Source organism: Vibrio sp. RM-41-2B (genome assembly GCF_024744415.1).
Classification (GTDB): domain Bacteria; phylum Pseudomonadota; class Gammaproteobacteria; order Enterobacterales; family Vibrionaceae; genus Vibrio; species Vibrio diabolicus.
On the sequence record NZ_JAMQWD010000015.1, the window covers coordinates 331,290 to 351,966 of the forward strand.

15 protein-coding genes and 1 pseudogene are annotated in these 20,677 nt (G+C 42.8%); 3 read left to right on the top strand and 13 right to left on the bottom strand.

Annotated elements, in window-relative coordinates:
- Positions 1 to 443: 443 nt before the first annotated feature.
- The 6 genes and pseudogenes from NB463_RS23950 to NB463_RS11700 all read right to left on the bottom strand — a co-directional run.
- Positions 444 to 1,011 (bottom strand): annotated as a pseudogene (locus NB463_RS23950) (DUF4150 domain-containing protein); the annotation flags it as partial.
- Positions 1,012 to 1,159: 148 nt separating this feature from the next.
- Positions 1,160 to 1,951 (bottom strand): type IVB secretion system protein IcmH/DotU, encoded by a 792-nt coding sequence (icmH, locus tag NB463_RS11680; RefSeq protein ID WP_006741083.1) that lies wholly within the window; start codon positions 1,949 to 1,951, stop codon positions 1,160 to 1,162.
- Entirely contained in the window at positions 1,948 to 3,273 is a 1,326-nt protein-coding gene (tssK, locus tag NB463_RS11685) for a type VI secretion system baseplate subunit TssK (RefSeq protein ID WP_006741084.1), read from the bottom strand. The genes icmH and tssK overlap by 4 nt, the downstream gene beginning before the upstream one ends.
- 11 nt (positions 3,274 to 3,284) lie before the next feature.
- On the bottom strand, positions 3,285 to 3,785 hold the full coding sequence (gene tssJ / locus NB463_RS11690; RefSeq protein ID WP_005392625.1) for a type VI secretion system lipoprotein TssJ: 501 nt from the start codon (positions 3,783 to 3,785) through the stop codon (positions 3,285 to 3,287).
- The gene (locus NB463_RS11695; protein ID WP_258430558.1) at positions 3,778 to 5,277 is read right to left on the bottom strand and encodes a type VI secretion system-associated FHA domain protein; all 1,500 of its coding nucleotides are present in this window, start codon (positions 5,275 to 5,277) and stop codon (positions 3,778 to 3,780) included. Before NB463_RS11695 ends, tssJ begins: the two co-directional genes overlap by 8 nt.
- A 9-nt stretch (positions 5,278 to 5,286) precedes the next feature.
- The gene (locus NB463_RS11700; RefSeq protein ID WP_005392629.1) at positions 5,287 to 5,886 is read right to left on the bottom strand and encodes a hypothetical protein; all 600 of its coding nucleotides are present in this window, start codon (positions 5,884 to 5,886) and stop codon (positions 5,287 to 5,289) included.
- Positions 5,887 to 6,424: 538 nt separating this feature from the next.
- Here NB463_RS11700 and NB463_RS11705 point away from each other — a divergent pair.
- Genes NB463_RS11705 through NB463_RS11715 form a run of 3 tightly spaced genes read left to right on the top strand, consistent with a single transcriptional unit; the run spans position 6,425 to position 11,639 of the window.
- On the top strand, positions 6,425 to 7,738 hold the full coding sequence (locus tag NB463_RS11705; RefSeq protein ID WP_258430851.1) for a type VI secretion system ImpA family N-terminal domain-containing protein: 1,314 nt from the start codon (positions 6,425 to 6,427) through the stop codon (positions 7,736 to 7,738).
- Between the two features lie 27 nt (positions 7,739 to 7,765).
- The gene (gene tssM / locus NB463_RS11710; protein WP_258430850.1) at positions 7,766 to 11,158 is read left to right on the top strand and encodes a type VI secretion system membrane subunit TssM; all 3,393 of its coding nucleotides are present in this window, start codon (positions 7,766 to 7,768) and stop codon (positions 11,156 to 11,158) included.
- Positions 11,159 to 11,186: 28 nt separating this feature from the next.
- Entirely contained in the window at positions 11,187 to 11,639 is a 453-nt protein-coding gene (locus tag NB463_RS11715) for an Lrp/AsnC family transcriptional regulator (protein ID WP_005373369.1), read from the top strand.
- Between the two features lie 54 nt (positions 11,640 to 11,693).
- Here the strand turns inward: NB463_RS11715 and tssG are convergent, their stop codons facing one another.
- From tssG to NB463_RS11750, 7 genes are all read right to left on the bottom strand, one after another.
- Positions 11,694 to 12,692 (bottom strand): type VI secretion system baseplate subunit TssG, encoded by a 999-nt coding sequence (gene tssG, locus NB463_RS11720; protein ID WP_053807877.1) that lies wholly within the window; start codon positions 12,690 to 12,692, stop codon positions 11,694 to 11,696.
- The gene (gene tssF / locus NB463_RS11725; protein ID WP_005392633.1) at positions 12,689 to 14,437 is read right to left on the bottom strand and encodes a type VI secretion system baseplate subunit TssF; all 1,749 of its coding nucleotides are present in this window, start codon (positions 14,435 to 14,437) and stop codon (positions 12,689 to 12,691) included. The genes tssG and tssF overlap by 4 nt, the downstream gene beginning before the upstream one ends.
- Positions 14,438 to 14,447: 10 nt before the next feature.
- A complete protein-coding gene (tssE, locus tag NB463_RS11730) occupies positions 14,448 to 14,858 on the bottom strand; it encodes a type VI secretion system baseplate subunit TssE (RefSeq protein WP_258515995.1) in 411 nt (136 codons plus the stop codon).
- A gap of 61 nt (positions 14,859 to 14,919) precedes the next feature.
- Positions 14,920 to 16,395 carry a type VI secretion system contractile sheath large subunit gene (gene tssC, locus NB463_RS11735; protein ID WP_005392635.1) on the bottom strand — a complete coding sequence of 492 codons (1,476 nt, stop codon included), beginning with the start codon at positions 16,393 to 16,395 and terminating at the stop codon, positions 14,920 to 14,922.
- Positions 16,396 to 16,403: 8 nt separating this feature from the next.
- Positions 16,404 to 16,910, bottom strand: coding sequence for a type VI secretion system contractile sheath small subunit (gene tssB / locus NB463_RS11740; protein ID WP_006741091.1), 507 nt, complete (start codon positions 16,908 to 16,910; stop codon positions 16,404 to 16,406).
- A gap of 26 nt (positions 16,911 to 16,936) precedes the next feature.
- Positions 16,937 to 18,505 carry a type VI secretion system protein TssA gene (tssA, locus tag NB463_RS11745; protein ID WP_258430849.1) on the bottom strand — a complete coding sequence of 523 codons (1,569 nt, stop codon included), beginning with the start codon at positions 18,503 to 18,505 and terminating at the stop codon, positions 16,937 to 16,939.
- Positions 18,492 to 20,492: a serine/threonine protein kinase gene (locus NB463_RS11750; RefSeq protein ID WP_258515996.1), complete on the bottom strand. Its 2,001-nt coding sequence runs from the start codon at positions 20,490 to 20,492 to the stop codon at positions 18,492 to 18,494. The genes tssA and NB463_RS11750 overlap by 14 nt, the downstream gene beginning before the upstream one ends.
- Between the last annotated feature and the right edge of the window lie 185 nt (positions 20,493 to 20,677).

The following is a 20,677-nucleotide window of genomic DNA, read 5'->3' on the forward strand; positions in this document are numbered from 1 at the left end:
CTCAAACACATCAGCTTGATATAAGACTCTCAATATATCGCCATTTTCGTGCACTTGCTCCAAGAGCAGTTCAACTAAAGGTTCATATTTCTCTAGCGCAGTAGTATCAGTTTGGATGTGATAAAGTGCCGAAACATAAGCATCAGAAAAATCTTTAGAGTGATTTTGACTAATCGCATAAGGAGACGATATACGGCTTTGCTCTAACACAATATCTTTAAAGTCATCATCACTGAAGGATGGGGACATCAATATCCCCCAGTCATTAGCAACCCCAACACGATCTTCCCAAAATGGCGAGCGGCGACCTGCGACAAACGTACAAAAATCATTCGGATCAGGGTAAGTTTCCGTCACAATATTTTCAGCTAAAGATTGGTTCGGCGTATAAGAGTCTTGAGTTTCGCTGAGCACTAACTTGCATTCTTTTAGAGCGAGACCATTAACAGATGCTTTTCCGCTAGAATCCAGCACTCCACTCCCAATGACAGCACCTGAAGGTTCGACTAAAGAAAATTGTGCATTAGAGTAAGGGAGCCCATTTGGATATTTGCATTCTATATCCAACGTATACGTCCCTTCCTGCTCTTCAGTCACAGAAACCGATGGGTTTTGTGCGCCACCCAAACACATAGTGTTAGCTTTGTTCATGGTCATTTGATCGGACAGGCGACATACGCCCTTACCTTCAAATTTAACCGTTGGTGAGGCTGAAATGAATTTTGCTTCGGCTTCTATCGTGCCTGAGGAAACGCCTTTTCTGTCACCGCCCGCATCGCCGGTACTTTTTGAGAACGTACTGCCCTTGATAGCGACACTGTTACCGCCATCCATAGAGACCGTCGTAGTCCCACCTGCAAGGTCTGCTGATTTAGCATTGTTGCCATAAGGGATAGGAACGACTGGCTTGCCGACCTTAGTTAAACAAACATCTGGGAGCGTTGCATTCGCTTCACCACCTGAGCCTTTATGAACTATCGAAAGTCCATTCGCACCAACTGTTACGCCCATAACCAATCCATTTGAATTTTATTGATTGAATGATAAAAGAGATCGCACATTGCAATCTCTCTAAATGACTAGTGAATTTCACTAAAAAACCAGTGATATTCACAGCAAACCTTAAAACTGGCAGAAGATCTCATTTTTAGATTTCTGGTTATCTATACACTTCAAGCAGTTGCTGGAATTTTAAGTCTATGACGATGTAGGTTGCCGCATACATAAGCGCAAACGTAATCGCACTAAGACTCAAGATCAGCTTGGGTGAAATTACCCTTTTTAACGGCTTCTTTAGGTATTTAGCTTTAAGGTTGATTAAAGAAACTTTTTCTTGTTCTGCTAGGCGGTCATCTCGCACTAATCGATAAATGGTGCTGCCAATTTCCGCTAACTTTTCGTTACCACGCTCTTCACGGCCGTACTTGCCTTGGAAACCAAGTTGAAGCAATAAATAGAGAAACTCTATAACGTGACGGTATTTGCGAGGGTCGGCTTTTAAGCGGTCGAGAATAACGAAAAACTTGTCACCACCAGATGTTTCGTTATGGAATTCAGACAGTAAGCTGTTCTGGCTCCAGTGACTATTTGCTCCCCATTCTTGCCGACAAACAGATTCATCAATCGCCGCACACAAGCAGTAACGAATAACAAGAACCGAAGCACGATCGAGCTCCATTTCATTAAGTTTTCGTTCGCCTTTTCGAATCTCACGTGCCACTTGTTCACGAAATGGCATCGGGTCATCAAGCCAAGGGATCGAAGACATACAAGACAGACTGGCGATCAACCATGAGAATTGATCTACCAGCGGGTTAATACCCATGTTGTCGATAGATAGATCTTGTACTGCGATGTTTCTCGATAAGTCAGGCGCTGGCATTACTTCCATTGGTTTGCCAGGCTCTGGTTGGAATAAGACTACGGTGACGTCTGTTTCTGCGTAACTCATAGACGAACGGCCCAAAGTTGCAATGATAAGTTAGCGAAATCGCCCGCAACGTGAATCGCAATCGCAGCAGTGTTCTTCAATGCCATCCACTCTTCGCCCGTTTTATCGAGCTCGAAATAGGTATAGCCAGCGTGATACGGCAGCGCGCGTGGCACAACTGGCATTGGTTTGATCTCAATCCCAGGCAGTTGAAGGTTAATCAAGTCGCGAATGTTATCGATTGAACCGATCTTCGTTTGGCTGACAAACTGCGTATGCAGGACATCCAAGGTAACGTCGGCTTTAACTGCAAGAATAAAGGTCGTCGTATCAATGATCTTATTGTCAGGGATCGCTGCCGTTCTGATGCCATAGTTCTGATCTTTTAAGGTCAGTGGAATTGCTCTTTGTTCAGACATCACGCTCAATGTCATTTTCGCACTGTCTAGAACGCGAGAAAGACAACTAGTAAGATCACCATGATTGTATTTAGTAAACTCAATAGGTCGGCGTGTCGTCGAGCACAGCGTCGAAAGCTCGCCCTCTGCCTGAAGAAGAATTCGATACAAAGACTCAGGGTGTACAGCTTCTGTGTTTGCAAAATGCCAAAACAAGGGTTCGTATCTATTGAGCGCTTGCAATAGCATAAAGTCAGAAACTGATGATACGCCTTGTTGATCCACCACTCCCAGTCGCTGAACTATGGATTCTGCGCGGTGCTTCAGCATAGAAGCAAACTCCGTCGCGAACTTATTAAGTACCGTAGATGCGTGAATATCAATACAGGTAGGAATGAAACTATCATCTAAGATCACGCTACCATCTGGCTTCACTTCCGAGATCTTGAGGATCGGAATAGACGTGTAAGCACTTTTATCTTCATGGTCGTACATTAAGCAAAAGTTAAGCTTACCGACAACGATATTTGCCATGTCTTCCGAATCATAACAAGCATCAACCGCTTCTTGAGATTCCATCGTATAACGTGCACCGTCTTTTTTAGTGCCAAATAACTCAGAACGTTCCGATGGTAACGGACAGCACAAATAAACCACTTTATCGGCAATCGAAGGATCCACATCTTTCACTTCTGGTAGTTCAGCGAGCAGTGGAAGCTCAAATGGCGTACGGTCCTGTAGGATGCCTTCTGCACGCGTAATACCAATTTTACCGAGAGCTAGCAGTTGTGAATTAATTTCCAAACGCTTAATCCCCCAATGTAAAGGAGACGCGTTGTTGCTCAACATACTCGACAGTTTACTTTGCGAACGATCGAGTTGTTGAAAATGCTGCGGCTTCATGAACATTCCATCTTGCCAAACAACTGGATTGTATAAAGACATGTTTCTATCCCTTAAAAGTAAACCTGTTCAATGCCGCGAGTATTATCAGAAATTAACTCACTGCCTTCTAACTTGAGCTTGATGTAGTACTCGCTCTTCTCTTCAATGACTTCAACTTTACGCCATGACGAACCATCAATATCACGAAAGGCCACAGAAAAACCGACGGCACGAGTGTCAGGGTCTAGCGTTAGCATTTCATGAACTTTTCCACCTGGCTGTATTTGATATTCATAACGTTTGATGTACTCATCACCCAACGACGCTTTATCGTTTTCAAACAGCGCAAAAAAATCTAAGCTTCGGAATAAAACTGGCGAATTTAATTCGTGAAGACGGAGAATGACCGGAGATGACTGCCCCCCATCTCTCACATTGAGTACAGGTGACGCCTCAATAACCAATTCAATGGACGAAGTTTCTGGTGTGATACCCGTGGACTCTTTAAATTGATCCCACATGGAACAACCGGACAACATGGCAAATCCGAGTAATACGGCGATACTACGCATGGTTTCCCTTAATCACTTTGTTATAGTTTTTCTTAATCAGCCCTTTTAAGGATGTTTCGTTGAGCAGGCGACGATTGTTAGAGTAGAAATCTAAATATTCGCCCCACATTTTTGACTTCGTTGAGAACAAAGATTGACTCGCCACTTTGTTAGCAAATGCAACGGGATCGTTCGTCTCTGATTGTTCTAAAATGAGCTCATTCAGCGCTTTATTAAACGTGACTTGGTGGTCATTCAACTCATCAAGCATTTGTTCTACCAGTTCATTTGGAGCCAGTAGATGTTGGCTATTGAGAGTCAGCATCAGCTCCGCAATGTTAGAGTTAGACTCACTCGTACTCTGCTCTTCTTTCAAGGACTCTACTTCGTGTAATTCTTTCTGCAGGTTATCAATACATAAGCGCAAACAAGTGCCCATTTGTTTGAACAACTGAGCTTCATTCGTCATTAGATCGGGATTTCGAATACCCAAACCATCAAAAAACGCTTGTGCTATATCTTGAGAACAGGCGGTTGCTTCGATACCCGCTTGCTCTTTAGTCGTACTGTTTATCGTAGGTTCTACCGCAGGCATTTGCAGTTGCTGATTAGCTTGAGAAGAGGGAGTAAATGACTGTGTCATCTCTTCCCATTTTGAGCCTTTAGCAGTATGTTCGACGATCGTCTCGGTGGAGTTAGGTGCATGATGCTGTCTTTGAACTGCCCTATCTAGAATCGTCGTTTGGGGTTGAACCGTCTCTTCTGAGACAATATCTTCTCTATGTGGCGTACCGTTCTCTACCTCTATCCCTAACGAACCCTTTATTGATGCGTTACTCTTGGTCTCCGTAGCCATCCAATCTTCAGGGATGAGGCTTGGCTGATCGAACTCGGAGTATATGCTGAAACTGTCATCGACCACCTGACGTGTGCTTTCCACCGTTTTAGGCTGTTCAGGTTCTGGATGCTCATCGTCACGAATTAAATAATCATCATCTCGCTGCATTGAAAAGTTAAGGTGCGCAACAGGATCATGACAATCAATGTCATCCTGTTTAGTCTCCATAAACAAATCTTCTAAAGCGCCTACTTTTTCTTCTTCTTCGACAACTGCGTCACCGAGGCTAACCAAAGGATCATTGGATACTCGCTCAGGGGCTATATCAGCGGCAATGTCTTGTGTCGAGGTAACATGCTCCAGAGAAACGCCAATTTCATATTGTCCTAGAGAAATAATATCGCCATCGACTATCGCAACAGGTTGATTTTTGAGTATTTTGTTTCCGTTAACCATAGTGCCATTAGTGGATACGTCACTAATATAGTAGGTATCTCCATACACACTGATCAGGCAATGAGTGCCTGATATAAAGCGGTTGTGATCGGTTAAAGACACACTACAACTTGGTGAACGCCCTATTGAACCACCACTCTCGGGCATTTCAATGTGCTTGACACCTGTGTATTCCTCTGGGCATTTAGAAATAAATAGAACTAGCTGATTTGAGTGCATCTATATACCTCAAAATAGCATAGAAACAGACAGTTCAAGCCCACCTATCCCATCATTGATAACTGGGAGAATATAAGAGGCTTGAGGAATGATTTGTATATGAGCATCTGGGTTACTACCTAGCTTAATGACCGTACCAACGGCGATAACTGCACCCAGCTCGAACTGATCGATGTCCTCGACACTCTTATAGCGGTAACCTTCTGGGTCAACTTGCCAACGGTTTGAATATTGTGAGTAACCTGCAGATAAACCAGCACCTACGTACGGTGTGAAAACGCTCCAAGAAGCCAGCGCATATTGCGGTACAACACGAAGTTCATAGTTAGTTACTTCTTGATATAGACCGCTAGCTGGCGCTTCGATATCTTCTGCTAGGTAGTTAAGCCCTAACCACCAGCGCCAACGGTTATTATTTTCATCAATAGGGCGAGAATGAACCAAGCCAAACCTCAGAGTGTCTTGTTCACCACTGTTACCTTCTTCGTAATTAATGCTATCGATAGTCAACATACTGGCAGAGAGTCCATAACGCTCTCCCTTTGCGACTGCAAAAGAAGAAAATAGACACATGGCTGAAATCAGCCCGATTTGACTTGGTTTTAGCATTTCGTCCCTCTAGGAAAACCGATATTCTACTTAGAGGCGAAAGATATCAATTATATTCTCTTTTTCAATAAGCCTAAAAAAACACCTACAACTTAATACATTTCAACTACAGGGTTGGTTATTTTACCTACAAACAAAAACTAATGGACCGAACTGAGTTAAAGCAATGAGCCTGTAAACCAATTTAATTAAATAAAAATTAAGAAGGCTCTATCACCAATTTAAGAGGGCTAATTTAAAGAACACAGACGAACAAAAAACAGACAAAATTAACAATTTAATTACATTTATTAACTCAAAAGATCGACTTCGTCATATATAAGGCTCTCCTTAAAAACAAATCGAACTATTGACATTAATATTATGAACAAAGATCACACTAAGGATAATTTAATTTATTTTTTAAGTGTTTTTATTATCTAAACAACTTCTTTTATCTATAGAATCACTTCGGTAATGCACTGCTTACAATTTAATATAACAGCAGTGGAGTCCTATATACTTTAATACTTCTATATGATCAGTTGGAATTTGCCTTATGTTTTTTAGCGACTTCGCTCGAAGACCAATCGATGAAAATAACCCAAGCGGCTCTAACCCTAATGGCTCTGAAGACTTTGACGAAATAAAACGTCAAATAAATAATCTTAATAAAGTCACCGGAAGAGTCTCTTGGAAAACGGTTCAAACACTCTCAAAAAAAATCTTGAGCACTCACGCTAAAGACTTACGTTGTTGCTGCTACTTCACGGTCGCATCAACATATAACGATGGTCTAAGAGGCCTTGTTGAAGGGTTAAATTCATTGCTTGATGTGTGTGTGGTCTATTGGAACACCGCATACCCTGAACATTCAAAGTCAAAAGCACGAATGAGCGCAATTGAATGGATGGTGGAGCATACTGAAAAACGTATTAATAAGCACCGTGCGTTGCCGGAAGAACTTCCACTGATTGAAGCTGCGCACCAGTTGTGTTTAAGAATAGAGGAAGAGCTTCGCCTTCATTACGGTATTCAAGCGCCTTCATTTGGTCGCATTCGTCGTATCTTAAATCAATGGGCTGAACAGATAAAAGAACAACAACATGCCATAGAGTTACGTGAGAAAAAACAAGCAAATACTAACGCTTCAGCTTCCGCACAGGCAACACCTGAAATTAAAGTGAATGTATCTCCCTCTCCTGCCCCGGACTCGCCATCCCCCCTCAATAACAGTGAAAAAACGAACCCAACAAAGTCCGGCCGATTTATGATCTACTTCATCATTGGCTTGATTGTTACGGCGATATGTTCACATTTTGTGTACGAACAACAACGCTATCGAACGCTGGAGCAAAAAATTAGTCAAGCTTCACTTAATGAACTTGTAAAGTTGGTCGCCTCGTTAGATTACGAAAATAAAAAATATGCCCAGACACTGAAAACACCAACTATTAATCGCGTAGATATTATGATGAATAACTGGTTTTTAGACTCGGCCAAAGTAAGTAACGTCAGCGAGCTCGATAGCTTGACCAATGAATTAATCGCAATCTATCCAGATTCATCTTCTGCCCAGCAGTTACGTCAAAACTTTTTGACACAGAGCGCCCATTTAGAAGACCAGTTTATGGATGTGTATAAGCGATTCTCAGACGCAAGAACGGTGTTTGCCAACGTAGCTAGACAGAATGTAGATAAGAACTCTAAAACGGCGTACGAATATAGTAACTCACTATTCCCGCTTCTAGGTCGTATTGAATACGCTGAAAAGTATTCACAGCAAAAGGAAATTGACCGCGCAACCCTTTTACTGAACATCTACCTATATAAATTGAGTCAGCTACAAGCTGAAAAAACTGACAATAAATAACAATACAATTAAAGAAGTTTTAGGCTTATGTTCAAACAAAAACTGTTTAGAAATCCAGTTGTGATTTCTACTATATTAACGCTTTTAGTGGCGATAACCATTACCGCTATTTATCTTCTTTTTCTAAAAGATGCAGATAAACTGTATCTTTGGCTGAGCCTTGGTGTTATCGCCATTTTCTACGTCACTTTTCAATTCACACTATGGTTGAAAAAAAAGAACAGCGCTAAAGCTCAAAATTTGGAAACTGAGGAAGAAGCTCTTTCTATGGTTATCCAACCTCTTCTTGCTAACTCAGGGAAGAAACCAATTTATCTGATGCTTGGTAATAAAGGGTCAGGGCGACGTCAATTTTTATTTAATTCTAGTGCAATTAAACCAATGGATCGCACGAGAACCGCTAAGAATGATTTTTTTGAATGGTACGAATCTGACAGCGCTGTATACATCAAACCTGACCAACGCTTAGTGTTTCAAGAAATATCAAGCAGTGATGCTTCTTTATGGAATACATTCATCGAAGAAGTGATTCGCCACCGACCTAGAAAACCCTTTTCTGGCTGTTTATTCTTCATCGACTTCGAGTTCATGATCGTCTCTGAGCCAGAACAAAAAGAGTACACTATTTCGTCGTTATTGGAGCGCTTGAGCACTATCAACTCTAAAACGTCGTCAGCATTACCCATTTATCTACTTATGTCGAAGCTAGACAAGTTAGATGGATTTAAAGAATACATGCACTTTAGCTCTCTTAAGACACGTGTAGAGTTCCTTTCTATCCCGCTGAAAGAGGCCAAAGGTGTTTTTTCAGAATACTACCGTGATAGCTACCGAAATCTAGTTAAAGTGCTTGAAAGTAACGCGCTAGATGCATCAGCTAACTCAACAGATATCGACGAGAAACAGGCAATTCTCGCTTTCCCTAAGCAGTTTGAGCTATGTCAGTCTGAAGTCAGCTATGTTCTTGAGCGTCTGTGTGATGTTAACAACGGTGTTTATTCGCTAGATATCCGTGAAATTTTCTTTAGCTCAAGTTTACAAGGCGGTCGTAAATACAATTTACTAGCAAAAAGTTGTAGTAACTACTTCAACTTACCAATTATCGCCTCTGAGCATACCCAGTTGACGGAAACACCGTATTTTTCTCGCTTTCTGATTGATTCGCAAATATTGCCTGAGAGCGATTTTGCGGGAGAAAACAAGACGTATCTTCGTCTAATTCAGAGACAAAGCCGTTTAGCCATACTCGGCTCCATTATTCTGCTTGCTGGCGGTAGTTACTTTTTTGCAACTACGTTAGACAGTAACTTACATGTGATGAATCAACTACTAAGTATTGATGACAAATCACAAGCAGAGCACGATGCAAGATTTAGTGAGCTTTTAGAAAATGCAACCAAAGCGATAGAACCGTCTTATGGGGCATGGCTTAAAGGTTCTAAGGCTTTAGATGAGGAAATATTACCACTCAATATTAGCCGTTTGGATCAAAGCACACGCATTGCCTACGAAGCGCTACTTAAGGAAGTCGCTCAGCAGCTAATACCTCTGATTGAGAAAGGTTACCGCCTACAATTGGCACAAAATCAAAACGCTTTCACGCGCGCTTTACCTCTATTGAAGGGGTATTTAATGCTTAACGATCCATCTAAGCGTGATATCCGTTTTTTACGTCATCAAACACTCCAAATGATGAGTGATTTGAGTAACCGAAGTGACGTCGTTGATCAGGCCATGCGCTACTTAGACGCCTACTTTCGCACACAATTTGCTCCAATCGATATCAACATGGATCTTGTTCGTGCAACACGTCGCTCATTACTTGCAAATTCGAATGTCGACCTCGTGTATGCAGACATTTTAAACGAAGCAAGCTCTATTGATTTAGGAACATTAGATCTGCAACGAGCCGTCGGTTTTGAATTTAGCAATGTATTTAACACGCCAATCGATAGCGAACGCTTAATCGTCGATAAGATCTATACCTCCACAGGTTTTAGCACCTTTTATCGACCACGCGTGGACTTAATGTCACAACGAGTAATCAGCGACAACTGGGTTCTAGGTCTATCGCAACATGTCATCCCTACCAACGAAGAGCAAGAAGCCTTTAAAGAAGAAGTGCGAAAAAAATATACTGATGACTACATCAATAACTGGCGTAATGCGCTGAGTGAGCTCAAAGTCCAAAACTATGACAACGTTGGTGACCTGACCAACGCGATAGACTTAATCTCTGGCCCTTCTTCACCAATGACAACGGTATTGAAGCAGGTCTCTGCCAACACGCAATTTTCACCCGTTGGCGAAAAAAGCGTTCTAATTTCAAAACTTGACCCGAAACTCGCGGCAGCAGCAGATTCTGCATCAGATGCCGTAGAAGAAGTGGTAAAGCCTGATTACTTACTAATGCAACGTGTTGAGCAAGCCTTTCACTTATTAAACCAGCTTCAAGTGAGTGAGACACCAAACTCCCCTACTCCTTGGGATGAGACCGTTGCAGCGTTGAGCCGTGTTCGCACCTACATGAAGGACATCGCCGACGCGCCAGATCCACAAATGGCGGCGCTAGCAGCAGCACAGCATCGAATGAACAGTACTGAGGCGGACCCATTAATCAAGCTTAAACAGATTGCACAAAAATCACCAGAACCCGTTCGCAGCTGGTTACTAGATGTGGTTCAGCAAAGCTGGTCAGTAATGATTACAGAGTCCGCAAAAGGCATCCAAACTCAGTGGTACAGTGAAATTTATACCAAGTTTAAAAAGATTGGATTAGGGAAATATCCATTTGACCTAACAGCGACCGAGGAAATCTCAATTGAAGATTTCGAATTGCTATTTGCTTCAGGTGGCTTGTTAGACACATTTATTCAGAAAAACTTTGCACCGTTCTACGATACGAACTTGTGGACGCCAAAGCAGGTAGATGGTGAGACGATGCCAATCTCTCCAGCTCTGCTAGTGCAACTACGCAACTATAATGTCATTCGAGATACATTAATTAATAAAAGCACCAACCGAGTTCATATTCCGTTTAGTGCAAGAGTACTCGACCTTGACTCTAGTGCAATTAGAGCCAGTTTAAAAATTGCAGATACCAATATGAGTTACTACCACGGTCCAAGCCGAATTCGTGAAATGGCCTGGCCACCGCAAAATGGTGACTTCAATATTAGTATCACGCTCCAGGATGTAACAGACGAAGGTAGACAGCACGTTTTAAATAAGAGTGGTCAATGGGCGATATACAGATTGCTAGGTGACTCGACCTTGACAAACACTCATAACGGCAGCTTTGTCAGTGACATAAAAGTGTCAGGGAGGGACTTAAGCTTACGCATCACTCCATTGACGCAGAAAAACCCATTCACTCTTGCTGAGCTATATAACTTTACGCTCCCAGAGTCGATTAAATAACAATATAAAAACAAAATAGGCAGAACACATGATTTCAAACATGACTTTACAAGGTTTAGATAAATTAGATCGAAAAATACTTTCAAGTCTATTGTCAAACGGGCGTGAGTCTATTGCGAATCTATCTCGAAACATTGGTTTGTCTCGTACAGCAGTAGCAGAAAGGATTAATCGTTTAGAAAAGACCGGTATTATCAAAGGCTATACCGCACAAATTCGTGTAGAAAACGAAGGGCGCAAAGCCGCAAGCTATCTATTGATATCTTGTGAAAAGGGTAAGAAAAATGATGTAACAAATGCGCTTAAAGAAATCCCTGAGGTTCGCTTAACAAGCGTTGTTGGTGGCAACTTTGATATTATTGCCCTAATTGAAGCGCCCGATCTGCAGTCTATTCATCATCTTTGTAACGAAATTGAGTCATTTAACGGGATTCAAAGGCTTGATACTACCGTCGTACTTCACCAGCCGATCAGTCGTTAAGCTTTTCTGACCTTTTTGATGACAACATAAAAAGCCGCTCGTAGAGCGGCTTTCTTATATGCTTCCGATGACTCGGATTTTGGCATCTTTATCACTTGGGTTACCTAACCAGAATGTTTGTCCTAAGTGGTTCCCTTCCCCATTACCTAGCTTATTCTCTGGAATACTATCTAAGTTAACTGTCAACTTTAAGTCCCACGACATCGGGTCACGCAAAATGAAACGCATCAGGCCAACCAGTGTTTTGTGTAACTCACCATCGTAGGAAAACTGCTTAAATGTTTCAAAATCGATGCTGTCGATGCAGAGATTAAATTTGCCGTTTAAGTCCGCAATGCTTTGTCCTAAGTGCAAATTTTGCCCTAATATGCAATTAGCACGGTTGAGTTTATTCCGTTGGCTTTCTGCGATTTCTACGCGGCGATATACCCACTCTTCAATGCGCACGCTAGGCAACGAGAAGTAATGCGAAACAATACCGGAAATCAGCTTCGGCGAACGCGTACGCGTAGAAAGTTGGTTTACATAAGACAGTATTTTCGCTCGATCTAACTCTGCGACCTTACTATCTTGCATTACGCTAGATAGGCCCGCCAAGTGCAGAATACGTCCAGAGAAGGCATCACTTGCCCCGCTTTGGTACTGCACGTGATATCGGTACTTCTTCCAAACCCGATACAACAAACTGGTGTACCGATTATGGAAAAAATCAAAGAAATCTTTTACCGGATTGTCTTCGGGATCTCGCCCTGCCAGTTTCTCAGTATAAGAAGCAGGAAGTGGTGAGCTTGAACCATGCAAGCCAAGAAAGTTAGTTTCGACTCTAGAATACTGCTGGCCATTTTTCTCCATATGAGCAATAAAGTCCATATCGCTCTTTGGAAAAGATAAGTTTGGCGAAACGCTGAACTCAATACGTTCTTGGTGGAAGTACTTGTTCTCACCGACGGCGACAAAGTTAGAGTTCGGCTCTAGTTGATAATGCTTCTCTAGCAGCAAGACTGCTTGATAGAAACTAAACTCATTCGACTTATCAGAAAGTGTATTAATCATAGTATCGTCTGCTGTCCGATAAGACTTGCCCAGTTATAAACCTCGCCTGTCGCTTCATCAAACACTTCCAGTTCGGTAAAGGAGTTCACACTCGAATACAAACGGATGAATTCGTTAAGCACAGTCGCCATCAAGAACATGTCGCCTTCATTGACAAAAAATTTGGAATTGGTGACCAACTTAAACTGATTGCCGCGTACCGAAACGCCACGAAACACACGGTCGATTGGTTTCATTTCCGAAGAGATAACCCCATCAAGTCGATGAATTGATGCACGGTGCGCTTGTCTGTCAACACGAGAGTGGAAATCATAGGTAGAGAGAAGTACTTTAAGTACATCAATATTTGCCAGCGATAAATAGTTGAGTGACATATTCGCAATTAGCTGCCACTGAAGCTCACCATTCACTTGCGGACTGACCGATTGAGTGGGCTTGGTAATATTCCTAAACGTCGCATAGGTCGGTGATTTATGAGTCGCGTAAGTGATGTCCCCCACTGACAAACGTTCCGCCAAATCTGCGTTACTACATTGCAGTTTCATGAGTACCGTTTCTGTTCCCAGTTCCGCAATGTCCCCATTATGAGTATGAAATGATATGTAGCGTTCAAGGCCTCTACCACTTACACGCTCAGCGACTTTAGATTTGTAAAACTCGCGCTTATCTCGTTGGTTAATTTGATGCTCAAATGATTCAAATTCAATCAGAGACTTTCGACGACGCTCGTCTTTACTCCAGCTTTCCACTTGCTCAATGGAATAGACTTCGTAATGCTCCTGAGTGTTGCTTTGCGGACGTACCTTGTACTCGTTACGTCGGTGCTCTAAACGAATTGGATCGCCATCTTTTTCAAACAAGTTAACGGCAGGCGTACAGTGCAACTTCAAGTGTTTATCTTTAAGCACCACTTCTGACGGTAATGCACGCTTAAAGTGGAATTTGATTTTGACCGTGCTACGTTGTGGAATGCCTTTTAGCCACTCTAAGCCTTTAATGTCGAAGAACATGAACTTATCTGGCAAAGAGAAGAATTCTTGCAGCAAACGGTAGCCTGCAAATGAATTTTTGCTGTAAGGCAGGAGCGCTTCGTTCTCTTCATGCCCAACTGGCTTAACATATTCTGGCCCTAAGCGATGTTTGTAACCACCACCAACATCTAATTCGACATAATCTAGGTAACGGAACAGCCATAAGAAGACAGTTCGAGTAATATGAATCTCGCCATGCAGGTGTAATCGCAGCGTGTCTAAACCGATCCGAGACAGTTCAAGGCCATGCTCCGTCGATAAAGTCACATCAATCATTGAACTGGTGCGGCTGTTGGTCTGTTCGATGTTAGTGATCGTAATTGGGTATAGATTGACGTCGTAACAAGTACGGAACAAACATTGCGTGCCCTCTACCTGTTCACTCGCCATTTCTGCGCCACGTTTCACCACGGTTTTCTCAGTAACACTTCCGGTATGCGGTTTTAGTTCGCTAATGCACAAAGACGGAATCGAACGCATGTAATGTGGCCACAGCAAAGTCATCAGAGATTGCGTCAGCTCAGGCAGTTCATCATCAATCTTTTCGCGGATTCGACCTGTCAGAAAGGCAAAACCTTCGAGAAGTCGTTCGACATCTGGGTCAAAGGTTCCCTCAGAGAGAAAGTGAGTTAACTTCGGATGATATTTGGCAAACTCACTACCCGACTCACGCAAATACGTGAGTTCATCTTGAAAGTATTTACTGTTACTCAAGTGGCACCTACTAAACGTTAAATTGGCCGTCGGTTCCCATGTAGACGTCTATCGACATTGGGACTTTACCGCCGTTATGGGAAACTTCGCCGCGAATACCCAAGCCGAGTTGTAACGGGTTATGGTGATCTTCACGGTAATTAACCTCGACATTCAACAGTCGCGGTTCAAAGCGCTCTATGGTTGACGTGATGTTTTTTTGAATGTGGCGAACTAGGTTCGTGTTGTTAGAAAGTACGTCATTAAAATCGGGTAAACCATACTCATTGTCGATCATTGCATTCCCAGAATGGGTATTCAGCAAGTCTGCGAGATGAGAATGAATAGATTCAATCAAATGCTTGTGAGAAACGACTTTCTCGTAACAGTTTTTGGGTTCACCAAGCTCAATCCGCTCTAAAAGGCGATAACCTTTTTCCATCTTCACTCCTACGAAAAAAGCAGCCAGTCTGTACTGGCTGCTTTATGGTTTCAGCAATGGGTTATTGGTCTAACTTACCAACTAGAGACAAGTCGAAGCTTGCACCCATGTACTTGAAGTGAGGACGTACAGACATTGATACTTTGTACCAACCTGGGTCGCCTTCTACGTCTGATACTTCAACCTTAGCAGCACGAAGCGGACGGCGACCACGAACTTCCGCTGGCGGGTTTTCCTGGTCAGAAACGTATTGACGAATCCACTTGTTCAGTTCGATTTCTAGGTCAGAACGCTCTTTCCAAGAACCAATTTGCTCACGCTGTAGCACTTTGATGTAGTGTGCTAGACGGTTGATGATGAACATGTAAGGAAGCTGAGTACCTAGCTTGTAGTTCATCTCTGCTTGTTTGCCTTCTGGCGTGTTCGCAAACACTTTCGGTTTTTGAACTGAGTTTGCAGAGAAGAACGCCGCATTGTCAGAACCTTTACGCATAGTTAGCGCAATGAAGCCTTCTTCTGCTAGCTCGTACTCACGACGGTCAGAAACAAGAATCTCAGTTGGGATCTTAGTTTCGATTTGACCCATGGCTTCAAAGTTGTAAACCGGTAAGTCATGCACAGTACCACCGCTTTGAGGACCAATGATGTTTGGACACCAACGGTACTTAGCGAAAGATTCACTAATTTTTGATGCCATCGCGTACGCAGAGTTACCCCATAGGTAGTTGTCATGGCTGTCTGTTACTTGCTCATCGTAGTCAAACGCCTTAATTGGGTTATCTTCTACAGAGTAAGGTGTACGTAGCATAAAGCGAGACGTACATAGACCTAGGTAACGTGCATCTTCGTGTTCACGTAGACTACGCCATTTAGTGTATTGTGGGCCTTCAAATACTGACTTAAGATCTTTTAGATTCGGTAGCTCTTCATAGCTATCTAAACCAAAGAACTTCGCAGACGCCGATGTAATAAATGGTGCATGAGACATTGCACCCACGTTTGCCATGTACTCCATCAGTTTGATGTCTGGAGACGAAGCCGACATATCGTAGTCACAAATGACTGCGCCAACAGGTTTACCACCAAATTGGCCATATTCACGCGTATAGATTTGTTTGTACAAACCAGACTTCACCACTTCTGGTGCGTCTTCGAAGTCATCAAGAACTTCATCTTTCTTTGCAGAGATCAATTCAATTTGAATGTTCTCACGGAAGTCAGTGTGGTCAACCAGGTACTTAAGGCCACGCCACGTTGATTCAATCGCTTGAACTTCTTCGTTGTGAAGAATTGCATCAACTTGCTTAGACAGTTTTTGGTCAATTTCTGAGATCATCAGATCAACTAAAGACTGATCCACTTTCTCTGTGTTCGAGCTGCTTAGTAGCTCACTGATGAATGCTTCTACGCCGCGTTTTGCAACATCAAAACCTTCATCACTTGGCTTTAAACGAGTTTCGTTAAGAATGCTATCCAGAAGTGAGCCTGATTCAACTAAGGCTGCTTCTTGTTCTGGCGCTTGTGCTTCTGCAGACATGATATCCCTTACTCTTCTTTCGCTTCTTGGTCGTTACCAATGCTTAGTTCATCCAACAGTTTCTTTCTCGCGTCTTCATCTTGAAGTACTGATGCGATCTTCTTGCGGAATGCAGGAACATTACCTAGAGGGCCTTTCAACGCCACCAAGGCTTCGCGAAGCTCAAGTAGGCTGTTTAATTCAGGTACACTTTTCGCGATCGCTTCTGGAGAGAAGTCCTTCATGTTTTGGAACGTTAGATCAACACCGATTTGGCCGCCTTCTTCATCAGAAAGACGGTTTTCAACGTTCACTTTAACGTTTGGAGACATGCCTTCTAGCACTTCGTTAAAGTTGTCTTTATCGATATTGATTGGAGTGCGTTCTTCAATTGGCGTCTCATCTGCACGTGCAGTAAAGTCGCCAACCACCATCATGCTTAGCGGCAGCTCTACGTCTTCTTGCGTATCGCCAGTTGCTGGAACATAACGGATATTAATTCGCTCTTTAGGAGCCACCGAGCCGTCACGTGACATAATTCGTTCCTTATCTAACTCTTTAATTAGTCATAAATTGCTTTCCACTCTTCATACTTCTCAGGTAAAAGATCCTTACTTCTGAATAACTGATGGAGTGTTTTTCGAATCAGGTCTTCTAACTGCGACGATAAGTGGGGTTCCCAGCTCGCGAGATTAAACGCATTTTGTACTTCCCACCCCTTCTCAAGATACGGCAAACACAACGGGTATAATCCAACAGACTGGTAAGCTGCTATCAATTGTAAATACAGCATGAACTGTCCACGCCCTGAGCCATCCAGCTCAAGCTTGCGGGCGAGTTCTGCGGCATATTCCCCTAGATTTTCTAGAGTGATATCCTCCACCAGCAGTGAATCTTCTTCAGCGATCACAACCGTCTGTACGACAGTTTGTGCTGCCGATGAAGTAGCATCTTGAGTAGACAACCAACTCAATGTTGCTTCATCTGCAAATGGTATAGAATTCTTAAAAGAGAGGCGTTCGATGCCCTCCAGTGACTCAACAAACCGCTTTACTTCTTGTTTCACGGCAAGTGCTGCGTCATCAAAACCTAAGTTAGTAAGCATCAAATACACGAAATGGTGGCCTGTGAGCCAAAATGGCGCGTCAGTTAGCGTGCGCTCCAAACGTTTAATCGTGTCGATGTCACTTTCCTGATTGGCTTTGTCGCGGTATTCCGCTTGTTGATCGGACGATACCGCCAAGCTCAATGGCGTTTGATCGTTTTGGTGGTCAGGTAGACCATCAATGTCACCCCAAGTCAGATGACGATAAATTCGGTAAGCCAGCGGATCACTTGGATTCGCATGAAGCATGACTTCCGCGACTTTTTTTAACGTGCGTTTTGAAGCCGTAGGCGATGAGAAATCTGTATCGACATCGACTTCTTTTGCTACCGCTTTCTTAACTGGCGCAGGTTTAGGGGCCGGCGGAACCGTCTTCACCGGTGCGGTTTGCACTTCACTCTGCGCTGGCGTTTCTGCGGCAGCAGGCTGCGTAGCTGGTGCCGCTTGTTCGATGGTAGCGACTGAGTCATCGCTCTGGTCATCGGCAGCTGCTTGTTGAGATAAAACATTGAGCTGCGTGCGAATCTCAAAGAAGTCAGCTTCGGAATCTTGGTAAACATCGTCGTACTGACGCTGCACTTCTTCAATCGCCGAAATACAGCCTGAAACTAATTCCCAAGATTGCGCACTGTCCGCAAGCTTAGTGCTCATCAATTTAAATTGATGGTTCAACCACTCCACCGCACCGTCTCTACCGCGTTTCCGTGTCGGGTAAAGATCATTACCGAAGCAAGCTAACGCCTCATTAAGCAGTTTCAGACCTTGCTCAAAACCTTTGAGCCCGGATTCCTCTGCAAGCGCTCGTACTAAATAGCAAAGTGCTTTTAAATCTTTACTATGATGCTCGAGCACTTCCATCGCATTGGTTTTTACTACATTCCAGTCGACCGTTTCGCCAAATAGTGAGCCGAACTTTTTTACCTCGGCTTCCATCATTTCATAGCAAAACTCGTAACGAGCATCGTTACCCGCAGGAGATTCATCAGAAATCGGTTTAAGAAGGTGATCAGTATCAATGTTGGACAAAATTCGCATCTCCTTCAGTCAAGTAGTCTCTCAATGCACGAGCTACGGCGATGGCACCATTTGCAGGCTTAGAAAACTGATGACTCTGATTAATCGCATCCGACGCCATGCTATCTAGAATTTTTGTGATCTCTGTAAATTTTCTTGGCGCATTTCGTTCTAAATCAGCAAGGGACTCATGCAATTTCTGTTTGTCGAAAATGGATTGCTCCATCACCGTACTAAACAAAATAAATTCGCTTCTTGCGATGATTAAGTCTGTTATTTTTTTTTCTAGTTCTGGCGTATTACCAAAGTAGTCTTTGGCTAATTCAGCTTCTTCAATCGCTTTGGTATAAAAGTGAGCTTCTGCATGTCTATCAATGGAGTCATTAATATTTTCCATCACTCTCTTTGGTAAGATTTGGCTATAGAAATATGCCTGTGACTGGTTTAATAACCACGCCTCTTTCATTTCTTCTTCTGCGAGCTTAGCTTCACCATCTAAAATTAAGTGAGCAATCTGCTTATCACGACTGCCAGCAATGGCAGATACTTTCATGGAATCAACAGAGGCGACATTCAAACCCGACATCACTTTAGTCAGCGTTTCGTCCGCATCAGGAAACAATGCACCATCACGAACGAGTTCCTCTCGCAACGTGACAAGCTCCTTGCGTAAATCCACTAGTGTCTGTGGTAGTCCATCAGCTAAAGCTTGGTAAGACTTCAACTGAGTCTGTTTTTCATTATATAAACCCGAAAGGCTTAATTGCTGAACTCGATACGCTTCTCGGTAGGCTTTAGTTGTATCAACGCTCTGCTCAGTTTTTGCTAATACTTCTTTGATTTTCCATGGCGGCTCAGCCAAAAAAGAAGCAGTATCTGTGGGCGTGATTGTGTGACTGAAAGGTGTCATTTCTTTGGCAAAAATAGCATCCAATGCATCCGAATTTTGCTGATACAAATAACTTCCTGTCATTGCCACCACACTCAACACTAAACTCGCCTCCAATAGTTTGAAGCGTCCGTACGCTGTTTTATCATTCGACTTACAGTGTGTAAGCAGAAGATCCGCATTACGCAAGCTACTGAAAATTGGTGCGTTAGAATTTGAGTTAATCGATTGAGTATCGATTCGTGCTAACTGCTGGGCGAAAGAAATAGCGGTATAGCCATGCCCTCTTGGTTTATTGATGACTTGTTTCAACAACTTCCAAATATGAGCCGGGATCAATGCAGGACGCTTTCGGTCTTTTAATTGTTTATTCCAAGTATCACCAAATATTGAACCCAAAAATAAATGTCCAGCGAGCAAAGCAAGGGAGTAAACATCATCTTGCGGTTCCGCGATGCCAGTTTCGATATAAAGAGGTGAAGCGTAGTTCAAGCTTGCTTCTGCGTAAGGTTCCGTTTCTCCAATATAACGAGCAGCACCGAAATCGATGAGTTTAACGTAATCGCCTTCACTCACTAGCACGTTGGATGGCTTAATATCAAGATGGCAGATGCCTCTTGTGTGCATAAACTCTAAGGCACCAGCGAGTTGATATACCAACCAAGCGATATGGTCGTGACGGAAACCTTTAGAAGAGTGGCGCTCCATTTTTTCTGCTAGTGATTCACCTTGAATCCACTCGTACATCAAATATGGGCGTTCGAATTCGTTGCCGATTTTTATGAAGTTAGCCACGCTCGGATGTTGGGAAAGCTCTAATCGACTCGCTTCGTTAACCAACATTTTGCTCGCAAATTCTGGCGAGTCATCATTGATAACTTTGCAACAGATCTGCTTCTCTGGCTGCCCTTTTTTTGCAAGATGGTAAACCGTTGTCTTACCATTTTTAGAAGGAAGCTTGTCTAATACATCAAACTGTGAAAAAAGCACGTACTCAAGCTTCGGCTTATTTTTTTCTGCTAGCCTTTGCTCATTCAGTTTCTTTTTCTCAATAGCTTTCACAACCAACTGATCGATATATCCTTTGGCTGTACTCTGATTATTAGACACTTAGTACTCTTTCATAGAATAAATATTATTAGAGTTGAATAATATTTTCTTGAACATACTTGTATCAAGGCTAGTATTTAAAACAAACAGTAAGCCTATTATTTTAGTTATTATTACTAACTTATTAGAGTTTTTTACTTACGCTTTCACTGCATGAGTTATACGCTTTTTCATGTTACAAACGT